This window comes from Mumia sp., assembly GCF_028803055.1.
GTDB lineage: Bacteria > Actinomycetota > Actinomycetes > Propionibacteriales > Nocardioidaceae > Mumia.
In genome coordinates this window covers 1-16862 of sequence record NZ_JARBCJ010000062.1, presented here as the reverse complement: position 1 = coordinate 16862, position 16862 = coordinate 1, and the positions used below count along the sequence as shown (strand labels likewise).

17 protein-coding genes are annotated in these 16862 nt (G+C 70.2%); 8 read left to right on the top strand and 9 right to left on the bottom strand.

Translation table 11 applies throughout. The annotated features are described in order from the left end of the window. From PV363_RS08040 to PV363_RS08025, 4 genes are all read right to left on the bottom strand, one after another. Positions 1–1155, bottom strand: a 1155-nt coding sequence (locus PV363_RS08040; RefSeq protein WP_301022082.1) for a glycosyltransferase family 39 protein, incomplete at its 3' end; no start/stop codon positions are given. Then, complete coding sequence (locus PV363_RS08035; RefSeq protein ID WP_220366321.1) at positions 1152–2411, bottom strand: bifunctional glycosyltransferase family 2/GtrA family protein; 1260 nt, start codon at positions 2409–2411, stop codon at positions 1152–1154. The genes PV363_RS08040 and PV363_RS08035, both read right to left, overlap by 4 nt. Before the next feature lie 86 nt (positions 2412–2497). Then, positions 2498–3955 (bottom strand): HAMP domain-containing sensor histidine kinase, encoded by a 1458-nt coding sequence (locus PV363_RS08030; RefSeq protein ID WP_220346000.1) that lies wholly within the window; start codon positions 3953–3955, stop codon positions 2498–2500. Beyond that, positions 3952–4653: a response regulator transcription factor gene (locus tag PV363_RS08025; RefSeq protein ID WP_220366323.1), complete on the bottom strand. Its 702-nt coding sequence runs from the start codon at positions 4651–4653 to the stop codon at positions 3952–3954. The genes PV363_RS08030 and PV363_RS08025 overlap by 4 nt, the downstream gene beginning before the upstream one ends. A 132-nt stretch (positions 4654–4785) precedes the next feature. Here PV363_RS08025 and PV363_RS08020 point away from each other — a divergent pair, with 132 nt between their 5' ends. From PV363_RS08020 to mnhG, 7 genes are read left to right on the top strand one after another with little or no spacing between them, the layout of a single operon-like run. Continuing rightward, positions 4786–5064, top strand: a complete 279-nt coding sequence (locus PV363_RS08020; RefSeq protein WP_220343294.1) for a GlsB/YeaQ/YmgE family stress response membrane protein — start codon at positions 4786–4788, stop codon at positions 5062–5064. 10 nt (positions 5065–5074) lie between these two features. Next, on the top strand, positions 5075–7972 hold the full coding sequence (locus PV363_RS08015; protein WP_301022081.1) for a Na+/H+ antiporter subunit A: 2898 nt from the start codon (positions 5075–5077) through the stop codon (positions 7970–7972). Continuing rightward, positions 7969–8409 (top strand): Na(+)/H(+) antiporter subunit C, encoded by a 441-nt coding sequence (locus tag PV363_RS08010; protein WP_220343292.1) that lies wholly within the window; start codon positions 7969–7971, stop codon positions 8407–8409. The genes PV363_RS08015 and PV363_RS08010 overlap by 4 nt, the downstream gene beginning before the upstream one ends. Continuing rightward, a complete protein-coding gene (locus tag PV363_RS08005) occupies positions 8406–10025 on the top strand; it encodes a Na+/H+ antiporter subunit D (protein WP_255560593.1) in 1620 nt (539 codons plus the stop codon). The genes PV363_RS08010 and PV363_RS08005 overlap by 4 nt, the downstream gene beginning before the upstream one ends. Then, complete coding sequence (locus tag PV363_RS08000) at positions 10022–10630, top strand: Na+/H+ antiporter subunit E (protein WP_220343291.1); 609 nt, start codon at positions 10022–10024, stop codon at positions 10628–10630. Before PV363_RS08005 ends, PV363_RS08000 begins: the two co-directional genes overlap by 4 nt. Further along, positions 10627–10980: a monovalent cation/H+ antiporter complex subunit F gene (locus PV363_RS07995; RefSeq protein ID WP_220343290.1), complete on the top strand. Its 354-nt coding sequence runs from the start codon at positions 10627–10629 to the stop codon at positions 10978–10980. Before PV363_RS08000 ends, PV363_RS07995 begins: the two co-directional genes overlap by 4 nt. Then, a complete protein-coding gene (gene mnhG / locus PV363_RS07990; protein WP_220343289.1) occupies positions 10977–11315 on the top strand; it encodes a monovalent cation/H(+) antiporter subunit G in 339 nt (112 codons plus the stop codon). Before PV363_RS07995 ends, mnhG begins: the two co-directional genes overlap by 4 nt. Before the next feature lie 27 nt (positions 11316–11342). Here the strand turns inward: mnhG and PV363_RS07985 are convergent, their stop codons facing one another. Beyond that, a complete protein-coding gene (locus PV363_RS07985; protein WP_220343288.1) occupies positions 11343–11696 on the bottom strand; it encodes a VOC family protein in 354 nt (117 codons plus the stop codon). A gap of 39 nt (positions 11697–11735) precedes the next feature. After that, positions 11736–14045, bottom strand: coding sequence for an Orn/Lys/Arg decarboxylase N-terminal domain-containing protein (locus tag PV363_RS07980; protein WP_301022080.1), 2310 nt, complete (start codon positions 14043–14045; stop codon positions 11736–11738). Positions 14046–14190: 145 nt separating this feature from the next. Between PV363_RS07980 and PV363_RS07975 the strand changes: the two genes are divergently transcribed. After that, entirely contained in the window at positions 14191–14979 is a 789-nt protein-coding gene (locus PV363_RS07975; protein ID WP_220343286.1) for an exodeoxyribonuclease III, read from the top strand. 96 nt (positions 14980–15075) lie between these two features. Here PV363_RS07975 and PV363_RS07970 read toward each other — a convergent pair whose 3' ends face one another. The 3 genes from PV363_RS07970 to PV363_RS07960 form a co-directional block, all read right to left on the bottom strand. Further along, a complete protein-coding gene (locus tag PV363_RS07970; RefSeq protein ID WP_301022079.1) occupies positions 15076–15396 on the bottom strand; it encodes a hypothetical protein in 321 nt (106 codons plus the stop codon). A 162-nt stretch (positions 15397–15558) separates the two neighbouring features. After that, on the bottom strand, positions 15559–16203 hold the full coding sequence (locus PV363_RS07965; RefSeq protein ID WP_220345994.1) for a response regulator transcription factor: 645 nt from the start codon (positions 16201–16203) through the stop codon (positions 15559–15561). Next, positions 16155–16862, bottom strand: a 708-nt coding sequence (locus tag PV363_RS07960; RefSeq protein ID WP_301022078.1) for a histidine kinase, incomplete at its 5' end; no start/stop codon positions are given. The genes PV363_RS07960 and PV363_RS07965, both read right to left, overlap by 49 nt.

The window sequence follows — 16862 nt, the reverse complement described above, 5'->3', positions numbered from 1 at the left end:
CCCGGCGAGAACCGTGCGCGGCAGCAGCTCGGTACGGCGCCGCCACAGCAGGACGGTCCCGGCACCGACCAGCGCGGCGACGGCGGGCGCGAGCGCCACGGTGTAGTAGCTGTGGATGATGCCCTGCATGAGGCTGAACGTCAGCCCCGTGACGAGGAGCCAGCCGCCCCACACGGTGGCGAAGGCGCGGGTCCGATCGGTCCGGGCCGCCCGCCACGACACCGCCAGCAGGACGACCAGCGCCACGAGCGCAGCCGGAAGCAGCCAGCTCGCCTGGGTCTGCATCTCGGGGCTGAACAGCCGCCCGAGGCCAGGCGTGCCCCACATGGAGCCGACCGAGCCGGCTTCGTCACCGCTGAGCCGGCCGAGGCCGTTGTAGCCCAGCGTCAGCTCGAGGATGCTGTTGGTGGTCGACCCGCCGATGTACGGGCGTGCGGCCGCGGGCCAGAGCTCGACGGCGAGCACCCACCACCCGGCACCCACGACGACCGAGCCTGCTGCGGCGACGAGGTGGAGCAGCCGGGTGCGCAGCTGCGCCGACCCCGCGACGCCGTACGCGAGCGCGAGCCCCGGCAGGACGAGGAACGCCTGCAGCATCTTGGTCAAGAAGGCGAAGCCGATCAGCAGACCGGCGAGCACCAGCCAGCGCAGCGCCTTGTCGGCGTCGATCGCCCGCGTCACCGCCCAGGCGGCGGCGACCATCAGGAAGACGAGCAGGGCGTCGGGGTTGTTGAACCGGAACATCAGCGCCGCCACCGGCGTCGTCGCCAGCACGGCACCGGCGAGCAGGGCCGCCGAGGCACCGAACCAGCGCTTCACCGACGCGTACAGGACGGCGACGCTCGCAACGCCCAGCAGCGCCTGCGGGAGCAGCATGCTGAACGAGCTGAACCCGAGGAGGCGCACCGAGAGCCCCATCAACCACAGCGAGGCCGGCGTCTTGTCGACGGTGATGCCACCGGCGGCGTCGAGCGCGCCGAAGAACCACGCCTTCCAGCTCTCGGAGGCCGCCTGCACCGCCATCGAGTAGTACTCGTTGGCGTAGCCGTTGACCGAGAGGTTCCAGCAGTACGCCACCGCGGTCGCGACGAGCAGCAGGACCAGCAGCGCTCGGTCGCGGGTCCACCAGCGGCCCGGTCGGACGACCGTGCTCATGCGACGCTCCTCTCGTTCGTGAGGACGGCGCTCCCCGGACGCACCGGGGTGGGAGCCGTGTCGGGGTGAAGGTCGGACAGGTGCGTCGCCTCGGCCCGGCGACCGGTGCCGAAGACCCAGCGGTCCAGGAGGACGAAGCGCAGCACGGTCGCGCAGACGTTCGCGAGCGTGAGCACGCAGACCTCCATCAGCGGGGTGTGTGCCAGCCCTGCGGTCAGCGCGAGGGCCGACGCCGTGAGCGCCCATCCGCACGCGAAGGCGACCAGACCTTGGAGGTGGTGGCGAGCGAGCCCCACCGCGCCGACCACCTCGTACGTGAAGCGACGGTTGAGCGCCGTGTTGCCGATCGCCGTGGTGACGAGGGCGACGAGGTTCGCGACCTGCGCGGTGGTGATCTCGCGTGCCAGCAGGAAGAGGACCGCGTAGGCGATCGTGCTGATCACGCCCACGATGCCGAACCGGATCATGCGGATCCCGACCGGCGTGCCGACAGGCGGACGGGCGAAGCGGCGGCGGACCGGTTCGAGATCGAGCGCACCGGTCGTCAGGCCGCGGACCATGCGTCCGACGCCGAGGAGGTCGTCGCGGACGGTGGAACCGATCGCGACCCTGCTGTCGGAGTCGTCGACCCAGTCGACCGGCACCTCGGCGATCCGGAGACCGGCGCGCTCGGCGAGGACCAGCAGCTCGGTGTCGAAGAACCAGCCGGTGTCCTCGACGTACGGGAGCAGCGCCTGCGCCACGTCGGTGCGCACGGCCTTGAAGCCGCACTGCGCGTCGCTGAAACGGGCGCCGAGAACCGTCCGGAGGATCACGTTGTAGCCGCGCGAGAGCACCTCGCGCTTGACTCCGCGGACGACCCTCGCGCCGCGCCTGAGCCTCGTCCCGATGGCCACGTCGGAGTGGCCGGACAGCAGCGGCGCGACCAGCGGCATGAGCGCACCGAGATCGGTGGACAGGTCCACGTCCATGTACGCGACCACCGTCGCGCGACTCTGCGACCAGACCGTGGCCAGTGCCCGTCCACGACCCCGCTCGGGGATCCGGACGAGGTCGACGTCGTGGACCGTCGCCGCGAGGCGCTCGGCAACCTCCGCCGTACCGTCGGTGCTGCCGTTGTCGGCGATCACGACCCGGCTGGCGTACGGCACCTCCGCGTCGAGGTAGGTGCGCAGCCTGCGGACGCTCCGCTCGAGGACGTGGGCCTCGTTCAGCACCGGGACGACGATGTCGATCACGGGAGAGGTCTCGTTCATGTCTTCGACGATCGCGCCGCGACCTCACGATCGGCTGCGACCAGCCTGGGAGGTTCCTGTGAGACGAACGCTGAGCGGACGAGCGCTCAGCCAGCGAGCGGGATGCGGACGGTGAACGTCGCGCCCTCGCCCGGCGCGGTGTCGAGGCTGACCGTTCCGCCGTGCCCCGCGACCAGGGCGGAGACGATGGCGAGGCCGAGCCCTGAGCCGCCGGCTGCGCGACTGCGCGTCTCGTCGGCACGGTAGAAGCGGTCGAAGACGTGCGCCGCCTGGTCGGCGGTCAGTCCGGGCCCGTCGTCGGACACCGTGACGACGCCGTCGTCACCGTCCACCGCCGCGCCCAGGCGGAGGCCGGCCTCGGGAGGCGTGTGGACGAGCACGTTGCTGACGAGGTTGCCGACGACCTGACGGAGCCTGGCCTCGTCGCCCTCGACCACCACCGGCGGGCCGGGAGCGGGACCGGCGACGGCCCGGTCGGGCTGCACGGCCCGGGCGTCGACGGCCGCGTCGCGCACCAGCTCGCGCAGGTCGACCGGGTCGTGCCGCAACGGCCGTTCCTGGTCGAGCCTCGCCAGCAGCAGCAGGTCCTCGACGAGCACGCCCATCCGGTCCGCCTCCTGACGGATCCGGCTCATGAAGCGGTCGGTCGTGGCCTGGTCGGCCGCCGCGCCCTGGCCGTACAGCTCGGCGAACCCGCGGATCGAGGTGAGCGGCGTCCGCAGCTCGTGGCTCGCATCGGCGACGAAGCGTCGCATGCGTCGCTCGGACTCCTCGGCCCGCCGTGCCTCCTCCTCGCGGCTGCGTACGGCTGCCTCGATGTGGCCCAGCATGGTGTCCAGCGACGCCGAAAGAGCGCCCACCTCGGTGCGTGGGTCGAGTCCCGTGTCGACCCGGGCGGCCAGGTCTCCCGCGGCGATGGCCTGCGCGGTCGCCTCGACCTCGGCGAGCGGCCTCAGGCTGCGGCGTACGACCCACGAGCTGACGACGGCGAGCGCGAGGAGCACGACCCCTGCGATCGCGGCCTCGATCCAGCGCAGCTCCCTCAACGTCGCCGTGACCTCGTCCAGCCCCATCGCCACGGCCACGTAGCCGCCGTCGTCGGTGTCCTCGTACAGCACCCGCCACCGGTCCTTGCTCCCCCGCGACCCGACCGTCGTGGGCTCACCGGTCGTCACGTCACCGGGATCGGCGAGGTCCGGATAGTCGTCGGTGTCGAGACGCGGGTCGGCCAGGACCGTCACCGTTCCGTCGGCGTCCCACCGAGCCACGAAGAACTGCGACGGGAGGTTCCGTTCGACGCCGCCCTGAGGTGGCCGTCCGCCGGGGTCGCGGACATCGCTCATCCGCCGCGCCTCGCTCGTCAGCTGTTGGTCGACGCGGTCGGTGAGGGAGCGCTCGAGCACCAGGTTCGTCGCGAGCGCGCTGAGCGCCAGTGCCAGCAGCACCATCACGACCACCACGGCGACGAGCTGGACGCGCAGAGGCTGGTCGCGCCAGCGGAACGGGTTGCGCGCGCCGCGCTCGCGGGCCGAGACGGCCGTCATCTCGGGCGCCGCAGGACGTACCCCACCCCGCGGACCGTGTGGATCAGATGGGGCTCGGTGGTGTCGAGCTTGCGTCGCAGGTACGAGATGTAGGTCTCGACCACGTTGCCGTCACCACCGAAGTCGTAGTTCCAGACGTGGTCGAGGATCTGCTGCTTGCTGAGCACACGCCCCGGGTTCATGAGCAGGTAGCGCAGCAGCTTGAACTCGGTCGGGGACAGCTCGACGAGCTCCCCACCCTTGCGGACCTCGTGGCTGTCGGTGTCCATCTCGAGGTCGGCCATCCGGAGCAGCGAGTCCGGCGTCTGCCGACGGCGCGTACGGCGCAGCACCGCGCGGACCCGCGCCACGAGCTCGTCGAGGCTGAACGGCTTGGCGAGGTAGTCGTCGCCGCCTGCGGTCAGGCCGTTGACGCGGTCAGCGGGCGTGTCCCGTGCGGTGAGGAAGATCACCGGGACCTCGCGCCGGTCGGCCCGCAGCCGCCTGATGACCTCGAAACCGTCGACGTGCGGCATCATCACGTCGAGCACCACGAGGTCGATCGTCGGGTCGGCGGCCACCATCTCGAGCGCCTTCTGGCCGTCGGTCGCGGTGTCCACCGTGAAGCCCGCGAACCGCAGGCTGGAGGCGAGCAGGTCCAGGATGCTCTCGTCGTCATCGACGACGAGGAGCCGCGCCGGGGTCTCGTCTGGGGTCATCCCTCCCGAGTGTGACCCGACTCTCTTGGGCGTGCCTGGTGAGCCGCTGTGAGATCTCTGTGAGCGGCGCGCCGAGCCGGGACCTGGGACCGACCCTTAGAATTGGCCCCGAGGCGAAAGGAGGCGGGTCGGATGGGATTCATCGTGAGCATCATCGGGTTCTTGGTGATCGGCCTGGTCGCAGGCTTCCTGGCCCGGGCCATCGTCCCCGGCAAAGACTCCATGTCTCTCCTCCAGACGCTCCTGCTCGGCGTGGTCGGTTCCGTCGTGTTCGGCGTCATCCTCGGGCTCATCCCTCTCTGGGACCGCGACAAGGGCTTCGGCCCCGCCGGGTGGATCGGGTCGATCATCGGCGCCGTCCTGACGCTCATGGTCTACAACCGCGTCGTCAAGAAGAACGCGGCGAGCTGATCTCGTCCTGATGCTCGTCGTTCTCCTGGTCCACCTGGTCGCCGCGGCGTTGGCGCCTGCCCTCGTCCAGAGGACGGACCGCTACGCCTTCCCGGTTCTCGCCCTCGCGCCCGGGGGGACGTTCGTCTGGCTCCTCTTCCAGGCCCCCGAGGTCACCGGACCCGACCCGACGACGCTCACCGAGACCTACGAGTGGGTTCCGACGATGGGGCTCGAGATCGCCCTGCGCCTCGACACCCTCAGCTGGACCCTCGCCCTGCTGGTCACCGGCATCGGCGCGCTCGTCCTCGTCTACTGCACGTGGTACTTCAAGGCGTACGACCCGGCGCTGTGGCGGTTCTCCGGCGCGTTCACCGCCTTCGCCGGCTCGATGCTCGGCCTGGTGCTCTCCCGGGACGTCCTGCTCCTCTACGTGTTCTGGGAGCTCACGACCGTCTTCTCCTACATCCTCATCGGGCACAACCCCGAGCGCGTGGCCAACCGGCGTGCCGCGATGACCGCGTTGCTGGTCACGACCTTCGGCGGCCTGGCGATGCTCGTCGGCTTCATCATGCTCGGCCAGAGCGCCGACTCATACCGCATCGACGAGATCATGACGCTCGCTCCCTCGGGAGCAGCCACGACGACCGCAATCGGGCTCGTTCTCGCCGGCGCCCTCAGCAAGTCCGCGCTCATCCCGTTCCACTTCTGGCTCCCCGGCGCGATGGCGGCCCCCACCCCGGTGAGCGCCTATCTGCACGCGGCCGCGATGGTCAAGGCCGGCGTCTTCCTGGTGGCCGTGATGGCACCGACCTTCGCCGACACGTCGTTGTGGCGGCCGACCCTTCTCGCCCTCGGCGTGCTGACGATGATCGTCGGCGGTGTCCGGGCGCTCGGGCAGCACGACGTCAAGCTGCTCCTCGCCTACGGCACCGTCAGTCAGCTGGGCTTCCTGGTCGCCGTCGTCGGACTCGGCACCCGCGCCGCGGCGCTCGCCGGAATCGCGATGGTCGTCGCCCACGCCCTCTTCAAGGCAGCGTTGTTCATGGTCGTCGGCATCGTCGACCACTCCGCGCACACCCGCGACCTGCGCAAGCTCTCTCAGCTGCGCTCGGCGATGCCGTGGCTCTTCGGCTTCACCGTGATCGCTGCGGCATCGATGGCGGGCATTCCGCCCATGCTCGGCTTCGTCGCCAAGGAGTCGATCTACGCGGCGTTCGTCGACGTGGTCGCGACCGGGGACGGCACCGGCATCGGGCCGTTCGCCGGCTCGGTCGTGCTCGCCGGACTCGTCGGCGGCTCCCTCCTGACGATGGCCTACTCCCTGCGGTTCGTCTGGGGCGTCTTCGGCGACAAGCCGGGCGTGGACCGGCCGGCCGACCTCGTACGCGTCCCAGTGGGCTTCGCGGCGCCGACCGCCCTGCTGGCCGTCGCCTCCGTCGTCCTCGCGTTCTTCGGACACCGCCTCACCGAGCTCTGGTCGGGCTACGACCACCTCTTTCCCGCCGGCGAGCACCACGCCGAGCTCGCACTGTGGCACGGCCTCAACCCCGCGCTCGGGCTCTCGGCAGTCGCCGTGCTCGGAGGTATCGCGCTCTTCGTGTGGCAGCAGCGCACCAGCGTCGTCCCCCGCGCGGCCTGGATGCCGTCGGCCGAACGCGCGTACGAGGCCGTCATGCGCGGCACCGACCGGCTGGCGGTCGAGGTCACGGGCCGTACGCAGCGAGGCTCGCTGCCGTTCTACCTGGGCTCCATCCTGGTGATCGTGCTTCTCGTGCCTGGGAGCCAGCTCCTCCTCAACCGCACCTGGACCGACGATCTCGTCTGGTTCGACTCCGCGGCCCAGGCGGTCGCCGCGGTCCTGATGGCCACGGCAGCGGTGCTCACGGTCCGGTCTCGCCGTCGGCTCAAGGCGGTCCTCCTCGCCGGGGTCTCCGGCTACTGCACGGCGATGCTCTTCCTTCTGCACGGCGCCCCGGACCTCGCTCTGACGCAGGTGCTCGTCGAGACGGTCACGCTCGTGGTGTTCGTCCTGGTGCTGCGGCGGATGGCGCCGTACTTCTCCGACCGTCCCTTCACGCGCGCGCGCTGGCTGCGTGTCAGCATCGGCGCTCTCTCCGGGATCTTCGCCTCCGCGATCGCGCTCGCGGCGGCGGGAGTGCGGGTCGGCGAACCGGTCTCGGTGACGTTCCCGGAGGAGGCGGTGACCTACGGAGGCGGCAAGAACATCGTCAACGTCACCCTCGTCGACATCCGCGCCTGGGACACGATGGGCGAGCTGTCGGTCCTCGTGGTCGCCGCGACCGGCGTAGCGTCGCTGATCTTCCTCATCACCGGTCGCGGTGGCGCACAGAGCCCCGCCAACCCGCTGCCGTCGGACGAGTCCACCGGACGGTGGCTGCGCGCCGGCAAGACCCTGTCGGACGAGCGCCGCTCGGTCATCTTCGAGATCGTCACCCGGCTGGTGTTCCACACGATCATCCTGTTCTCGATCTGGCTCGTGTTCGCCGGCCACAACGGCCCTGGTGGTGGGTTCGCCGGTGGACTCATGGCCGGGCTGGCGCTGATGGTCCGCTACCTCGCCGGCGGCCGCTTCGAGCTCGACGAGGCGGCGCCCGTCGACGCCGGACGCGTCCTCGGGCTCGGACTCTCGACCGCGACCGCCGCCGCGCTCGCTCCCCTCCTCTTCGGTGGCCAGGTGCTCCAGAGCGCGATCGTCAAGTTCCACGTCTTCGCGATCGGCGACATCAAGCTGGTGACGTCCCTCTTCTTCGACATCGGCGTCTACCTCGTCGTGTTCGGTCTGATGCTCGACGTCCTGCGCAGCCTCGGCGGCGGCGTCGACGCGGACGCGGAGGACGACCTCCCCGAGCTGCCCGGTTCGTACGCCGACAACGAGACCGCTCCGATGACGGGAGGTGTCCGATGACCGTCAACATCGTCCTCATCGTGGTCATCGGAGTGACCTTCGCGTGCGGTGTCACCCTGCTCCTCGAGCGGAGCCTCACCCGGATCGTCGTCGGCACGCTGCTCGTCGGCAACGCCGTCAACCTGATCTTCATCGTCGCCTCCGGGGCGCCCGGGCGGGCCCCGATCGTCGACGAGAGCGACCCCTCTCCGATGAGCGACCCGCTCCCGCAGGCCATGGTGCTGACGGCGATCGTGATCACGCTCGGAGTGGCGGCATTCCTGCTCGCGATGGCCTACAGGTCGTGGCAGCTCGAGGGCCACGACGAGGTGCAGGACGACGTGGAGGACCGCCTCATCATGCGGTTGGCCGACCTCGACGAGGCGTCGCAGTCGTACGAGGAAGGCACCGGTGACCCGGACGAGGAAGGCGCCGACACCGAGGGGGCGCAGCGATGACCGCCGACTCCGCGATGTCCTTCCTCATCCCGCTGCCCGTCGTGCTGGCGCTCTTCGGCGCCGGCCTCTGCCTCGCCCTCGGCCAGAACGCCCGCGCGCAGCGGGTGATCAGCTTCGTCGTCCTCTCGGCGATCGTCGTGATCGCCGCGACGCTGCTGTGGGCGGCCGACCGTGACGGCCCGCAGGTCGTGTACGTCGGGGGCTGGCCGGCACGGATGGGCATCGTCCTCGTCGCGGACCGGTTGTCGGCGCTGCTCCTGCTCGTCTCGGCGATCGTGACGCTGTCGGTCCTCGCGTACTCCGTCGGTCAGGGCATCATCGAGTTCGGGCGCGAAACCCCGCTCTCCGTCTTCTACCCCACCTACCTGGTCCTCGTCGCAGGCGTCTCCAACGCGTTCCTCTCCGGCGACCTCTTCAACCTCTACGTCGGCTTCGAGGTGCTGCTGGCGGCCAGCTACGTGCTCATCACGCTCGGGGGCACGGGTCCACGAGTGCGCGCCGGGACCACGTACGTCGTCGTGTCCGTGCTGTCGTCGATGCTCTTCCTCATCGCCATCGCCGGGGTCTACGCGGCGACGGGCACCGTCAACATGGCCGACCTCGCCGTCAAGCTCCAGCAGGTCCCGGAGGGTGTGCGGATCGTGCTGCAGCTGATGCTGCTCACGGCGTTCGCGATCAAGGCGGCGGTCTTCCCGCTGTCGGCGTGGCTTCCCGACTCCTACCCGACCGCTCCCGCTCCCGTCACGGCGGTGTTCGCCGGCCTGCTGACCAAGGTGGGCGTGTACGCGATCATGCGCGTGCAGACGCTGCTCTTCCCTGACAGCCCGCTGTCGGACCTGCTGCTGTGGGCGGCCCTGCTCACGATGCTGATCGGCATCCTCGGCGCGATCGCCCAGTCCGACATCAAACGTATGCTCTCGTTCACCTTGGTCAGCCACATCGGCTACATGGTGTTCGGAGTCGCGATCGCCTCCGACCTCGGGCTCGCCGGCGCGATCTTCTACATCGTCCACCACATCACCATCCAGACGACGCTCTTCCTCGTCACCGGTCTCATCGAGATCCGCGGAGGCTCGACGTCCCTCGAGCATCTCGGCGGGCTGGCCAAGGCGGCGCCGGTGCTCGCGCTGATGTTCTTCCTGCCCGCGATGAACCTCTCGGGGATACCGCCGTTCTCCGGGTTCCTCGGCAAGGTCGCACTCGTGCAGGCAGGCGTCGACCGCGCCGGCTGGCTGGCCTACCTGGTGGTCGCCGCGTCCATCGTGACGAGCCTGCTCACGCTGTACGCGATCGCCAAGACCTGGAACCGCGCCTTCTGGCGACCCCGCGCCGAGGAGCCCGACGACGTCGGCGAGTGGGTTCCCAGCACGGGCACGAAGTCGGGCGAGCCGTGGGGTGACACCGTCACCGTCACCTCCGTACGCTCCCTCCCGCGCGCCATGGTCGCGCCCACCCTGACGCTCGTCGCGCTCGGGACGGCGCTGACGCTGGTCGCCGGACCACTCTTCGGGATCACCGAGCGCGCGGCCTCCGAGCTGCGGGACCGGACGCCGTACATCCAGACGGTCCTCGACGACGGCAGCACCCCCGACGACGCGGCGGCGGTGACGCCGTGAGTCCTGACACCTCCCGTCGTCGGCAGGCCCGGATGGCGCTCGAGTGGCCGGTCATCTCGTGGTTGACCCTCGTCTGGGTCCTGCTGTGGGGCGAGTTCAGCGTCGGCAACATCCTCGCCGGGCTCGCGATCTCCGTGGCGATCATCCGGGTGTTCCCGCTGCCGCCCATCGACTTCGCCGGCCGGGTGCATCCCTGGCGCCTCGCCGTGCTGATCTATGCGTTCTTCCGAGATCTCGTGCTGTCGAGCATCCAGGTCGCGAGGGTCGTGCTGCGGTTCGGCCACCAACCGGTCAACTCCGTCCTCGTCGTGCCGATGCGTACCCGCAGCGAGCTCGCGCTCATGCTCACGTCCGAGATCGTGTCGCTGGTCCCCGGAAGCCTTCTCATCGAGATCGCCCGCGAGGACTGGACGATCCAGATCCACGTCCTCGAGACCCTGAGCCTCGACGACGTCGAGGCCGCACGCCAGCGGGTGTGGGCCGAGGAGGAGCGTGTCGTCCGGGCGCTGGGCAGCGCCGAGGACATCGCCCGCATCGAGCAGCCGCCGCCGGCTCTGCCCGCCCACATTCGCCGTGCCACGACTAACGGAGCTGAGCCGACATGACGTGGATGACCGTGGTCGCATGGATCGCCGGCGGCATGCTCGGGCTCGCCGCGCTGCTCTGCGTCGTCCGCGCCGCACTCGGGCCGTCGATGCCCAACCGTGCGGTCGCGATCGACGTGCTCGTGGCCGTCCTCGTCGGAGGGCTCGGCGTGGAGGCTGCCTACAACCGTCACACCGACACGCTGCCGATCCTGGTCGTTCTCTCGCTCGTCGGCATGGTCGGCTCCGTGAGCATCGCGCGATTCGCCACCGGCGACGAGCCCGACGAATCTGACGACTCCGAGCGTTCGGACGGCACCGGCGGCGGAAGCGGCGGCGGTTTCGCCGGAGGGATGCCGGTGTCGCGATGAACCTCGATCTGATCCGCGACATTGCCTCGGCGTTCTGCCTGCTCGTCGGCGCCTTCATGGCACTCATCGCCGCGATCGGCATCATCCGCTTCAACAACCTGTTCAGCCGGATGCACGCCGCCACCAAGCCGCAGGTGCTCGGCCTGCTCCTCATCCTGATCGGCATCGCGCTGCGGATGGAGCACTGGAGCGACCTCGGCCTGCTCGTCCTCGTCGCGGCCTTCCAGCTGCTCACCGCCCCCGTCGCCGCGCACATGCTCGGCCGAGCCGTGTATCGCACCGGTGACAAGGAGCCCGACGAGCGGCTCGTCGACGAGCGCCTCTCCGAGGACTAGCCCGCGGCCAAGGGCTGAGGCGAGTCGTCAGCCCTCCGAGCGCGCGACGTCGAAGTAGTTGCCGTCCGGATCGGCCATCGTCACCCAGCCGAAGTCACCCATCGTGTGGGTGTCGACCTTCTCCGCACCGGCGGCCTCCAGTCGCGCCACCTCGGCGTCGACATCGTCGGCGACCAGGTCGAGGTGAAGCTTGTTCTGGCCGGGTGTCGGGCGCTCGACCTTCTGGAAGCCGAGCCGGGAGGGGTTGCCGGGCGCCGCCACGACCACGAACGAGCCGTCGTTGTCGGCTTCGATCTCTCCCCCGAGCTGCTCTGCCCACCAGCCTCCGAGGGCGAGGGCATCGGTCGTGTCGACGGTGATCATGGCCAGGTTCAGTGTCATGCACCCACGCTAGTGGGCGGCAGGGACATCGGCCGACGGTCAGGACGCGCGGACGCAGCGAGCGACGTACCGTCCGTCGACGATCTCGATCCCGTGCGTCTCGTGCTCGAACCCGGGGAAGCGGCGGTCGAACTCCTCCAGCGCGCGCAGGTACGCGAGGAACGGACTGTCGTCGTGGCCTGCGGACTCACCCGGCATCACCAACGGGATCCCGGGCGGGTACGGGACGAGCCCGATGGCCAGCGTCCGTCCGGCCAGCTGGTCGAGCGGGACGGCGTCCACCGTCCCGCGGACCACGTGGGCGTACGCCTGCGCGGGCGTCATCACCGGATCCGGGTGGGTGCCGAAGGCCTCGGACTGCACCGACAGCATCCCCGTCTGGACGATCGTGGCGTGCTGCTCCCTGGCCAGGTCGCTCAATCCCATGCCGGCGTAGCGGCGCGGGTCCTGGGCGTACGTCGCGGGCAGCACCTGCTCCAGCGGCCGGTTCGCGTCGAGATCCCGTTTGAAGGACATCAGCGTCGTGACGAGGGAGCCCCACTTGCCGCGCGTCACTCCGATCGAGAACAGCAGGAGGATCGAGTAGGACTGGGTCTTCTCGACCACGATCGACGCCTGCTGCTCGAGGTAGGCCGCCAGGATCGGCGCCGGGACCCCGAAGTCCGCCATGGTCCCGTCGGGCCGGACACCGGGCGTCACCACGGTGACCTTGATCGGGTCGAGCATCGCGTAGCGGTCGGGGAGGTCGAAGCCGTGCCAGTCCTCGCCCGCACGCAGCAGCCACGGCTCCGCCGATCCGCACAGCCACTCCTCGTCGGCGTCCTCGAAGCGGACCTTCGACCCGTCCGACAACGTCACCGTCTCGGGCTGCCACGGCACCAGCGCCCAGTCGTCCTCCGGCGTCTCGGCGGCGACGCGCGCGAGCGTACGCCGGAACGAGACCGCCTCCTGGATCGAGATCCCGGTCAGCAACGGGCCGCCACGACCCGACATCATCGCTGCGGACACGTCGTTCGACGCGATGATCGCGTACAGCGGCGACGTGGAGGCGTGCATCATGTAGGCCTCGTTGAAGAGGTCGTGGTCCACCGGGTTGCGGCCGTTGCGGACGTGCAGGTACGACGCCTGCGACAGTGCGGCCAGGAGCTTGTGCGTGGACTGCGTCGCGAAGGTCGTCGGCGCGTCCGCGGCGCGCTCCCCGGTGTGCATCGCGAAGCGCTCGGCATAGATCGGGTGGAACGCCGCGTAGCCGTACCACGCCTCGTCGAAGTGGAGCCGGTCGATGTGCTCGCCGAGCGTCTGCTCGACGGTCGGCACGTGGTAGAGCAGGCCGTCGTACGTCGAGTTGGTGATCATCGCGATCGCCGGCCGCACCGACGCGTCCGCGACCAAGGGCGACTCCGCCAGCTTGGCGGCGACCGCCTCGCGGGTGAGCTCGCTCGGCGGAACGGGCCCGATGATGCCGAGGTGGTTGCGGGTGGTCGTGAGATAGACCGGCACGCCGTGGGTGAGCGTCGCGGCCTGCTCGATCGACTTGTGCGCGTTGCGGTCGAGGACCATCACGTCGCCAGCCACGACCGACGCCTGGTGCAGGACCCGGTTGGAGGTGGAGGTGCCGTTGGTGACGAAGTAGGTCGTGTCCGCGCCGAAGATCGTGGCGGCCCGGCGCTCGGCCTCGCCGATCGGACCGGTGTGGTGGAGCAGCGACCCCAGCTCGTGGACGGACACCGAGAGGTCGGAACGGAACGTCTGCTCGCCGAAGAACTCCCAGAACGCCCGGCCCGCGGGCGAGCGGAGGAACGCGGCGCCGCCCTCGTGCCCCGGGGTGTGCCAGGAGTACTCGTGCTTGCGCGAGAACGCGACGAGCGCACCGAACATCGGAGGAAGGACGTCCTGCCGGTAGCGCTCGGCGGCGTTGCGGATGCGCCCGGCAATCCACGAGGGGGTGTCGTCGAGGAGATAGATCAGCTGGTCGACCTCGCGCAGGACGGCGGTGTCGAGCGAGTCGGCGCCGCGGGTCCCTGTCATCACGAACACGGGAAGGTCGCTGTTGCGTGCCCGGACCCCGGCCAGGAACGAGGTCAGGTGGTCGGGGTCGACGTGGGCCTCGTGCTGGTCGGAGTCACCGCCGGCGTCGGCGATCACGGCGCAGAGCGAGGCATCGGAGGCGATGCGGAGGACGGCGTCGTCGGGGCTCGGCGCGAACTCGGTCCGTACGTCGATCCGCTCGAGCTCCTGCACCACGCGGCGGAGCATCTCCTCGTGGGCGGTGGAGGTCTGGGGGCGTTCGTCCACGATGAGGACCTTCAGGGTCCGCGCGGTCATCGACCCCTCAGCCAGTTCCCTCACCGAAAATCCTCCCGCTCTGTGCCGTACCTCCGCAAAATACTACGTTCCGACCACGACAAATCGAACGACAGGGTCTCATATCCGTACGCATGCAGAGCGGGGCTCCGCCGTCGGCCTGTCCTCGCCGCCGGGTACGGTCGTCCTCATGCGGATCGCCACGTGGAACGTCAACTCCATCCGTTCGCGCATCGACCGCGTCACTGCGTGGCTCGAGCGCAGCGACGTGGACGTGCTGGCGATCCAGGAGACCAAGTGCCGTGACGACCAGTTCCCCGAGCTGCCGCTGCTGGCGGCCGGCTACGAGGTCGCGCACCACGGCCTGTCGCAGTGGAACGGCGTCGCGATCATCTCGCGCGTCGGCCTCGAGGACGTGCAGACCGGCTTCGCCGACATGCCGACGTGGGGTGACCCCGCTGCCGCCGAGGCGCGCGCGATCTCCGCGGTCTGCGGCGGCGTACGCGTGTGGTCGCTCTATGTGCCCAACGGTCGCAAGCTCGATGATCCCCACTACGTCTACAAGCTCGAGTGGCTCCGCCAGCTCCGCGACGACGCCGCCGGCTGGCTCGCGGACGATCCGCAGGCGCAGATCGCCCTGACCGGCGACTGGAACATCGCCCCCCACGACGACGACGTGTGGGACATGGCCAAGTTCGAGGGCAGCACGCACGTCTCCAAGCTCGAGCGAGAGGCGTTCGCCGCGATCGAGGACGCGGGCTACTCCGACGTCGTCCGCCCGCACACGCCCGGGCCTGGCGTCTACACCTACTGGGACTACACCCAGCTGCGCTTCCCCCGACGCGAAGGCATGCGGATCGACTTCGCCCTGTGCTCCCCGGCGCTCGCGGCTCGGGTCACCGGCGCGTCGATCGATCGGCAGGAGCGCAAGGGCAAGGGCGCGTCCGACCACGCCCCCGTGGTCGTCGACCTCGCCTGACCCACCCACGGGTCACTCTCTTGCGCTCGCGGGTCACCCTCTGGGGCTCGCGGGTCACTATCTTGCGCCCGCGGGTCACTATCTTGCGCCCGCGGGTCAGTGTCCGAGCAGGTCGGGCCGCGCACCTTCGTACGGAGCACGCCAGACATCCTTGCCACCCAGGGTCCCGACCTCCTCCCAGCCAGCCGCACGGAGCAGGTCGTCTTCGACCACGTCGGGGAAGCGACGGGGGTCGATGACGTAGCGGTAGCGCGGCGGATCCACGCGATGGTGCAGCACCAGGCGTACGGCGCTCAAGAATCCGAGGTGCTCGGCGACCCAACCGCGACTGGCCTGGTCCTCGAACCAGACCTCCAGCCGCTCAGTCCCGCGTACACGGAGTGGGCCGAGCCACCATGCTCGCGTGTCACCAGTCATGGCTCCATGGTGACTCGCGAGCGCCAGACAGTGACCCGCGAGCGCCAGACAGTGACCCGAGCGCGCCAGACAGTGACCTGCGAGCGCCAGCCAGTGACCCGCGAGCGCCAGCCAGTGACCCGGGAGCGCGAGGGAGTGACCCGCGGCCGCCCGAGGGGTCGGTCAGTCCTGCAGGTAGGCGAGGACGGCGAGGATGCGGCGGTTGTCGTCGGCGGAGACCGGGAGGTCGAGCTTGGCAAAAATGCTGTTGGTGTGCTTCGCGATCGCCTTCTCGGTCACGAACAGGCGCGCCGCGATCGCCGCGTTGGAGCGGCCCTCCGCCATCAGGCCCAGCACCTCGCGCTCCCGGTCGGTCAGACGGTCCACCGGCCGGTTGGCGGCGGCCTTGGACAGCAGGGTCGACACGACCTCCGGGTCGAGCACCGTGCCGCCGCCGGCCACCTGACGGACGGCGTCGACGAACCGCTCGACATCGGCGATCCGGTCCTTCAGCAGATAACCCACGGCCCCCTCGCCCGACGACAGGAGCTCACGCGCGTACAGCTGCTCGACGTACTGCGACAGCACGAGCACCGGCAGCCCCGGCCGCGCCGCACGCGCCTCGATCGCCGTCCGCAGCCCCTCGTCGGTGAACGTCGGAGGCATCCGTACGTCCACGACCGCGACGTCCACGTCGACCTCGCGCAGCGCCTTCGCCAGCGACGGGGCGTTGTCGACCGCGGCGACGACCGTGAAGTCGTTGGCCTCGAGCAGGCGCGTCAGGCCGTCCCTGAGGAGGGCGAGGTCTTCGGCGATGACAACGCGCACGGCAGCTCCATGGTGACGACGGTGGGTCCCCCGGCGGGACTCTCGACCACCATGGTGCCGTCGAAGGCGGCCAAACGGCGAGCGATTCCGTCAAGCCCCGTGCCGCCGGCCGGGTCAGCACCGCCTCGGCCGTTGTCGGCCACGACCGTCCGCAGCCGCTCGCCGTCGTGCGCGAGGTCCACCGAAGCCGCGGTGGCACCGGAGTGCTTGACGACGTTGGCGAGCGCCTCGGCGATCGCGAAGTACATCGCCGACTCCACCGGCTCGGGCGCCCTTCCGGGCACCACCGCGGAGAACGACGTCGGGACCGCCAGATCGAGCATCAGCGCCTGCGCCGCTCCGACGAGCCCGCGGTCGGCCAGCACCGGCGGGTGGATCCCGCGGACGACCGAGCGCAGGTCACCGAGAGCCGACGTCGTGGTCAGCCGCGCCTCCTCGATCAGCCGGGAAGCCGCCTCCGGGTCGGTACGCATCAGCTGCTCGGCCAGCCCCAGGCTCATCCCGAGCGACACCAGCCGCGCCTGTGCACCGTCGTGCAGGTCGCGCTCGATGCGCCGCAGCTCGGCAGCGGAGTGGTCGATCGTCTCCGTACGAGACGCCGACACCTCGGCCAGCCTCTTCTCGAGCTCGGCGCGCGTCGGCGACAGAAGCGCGAGGTC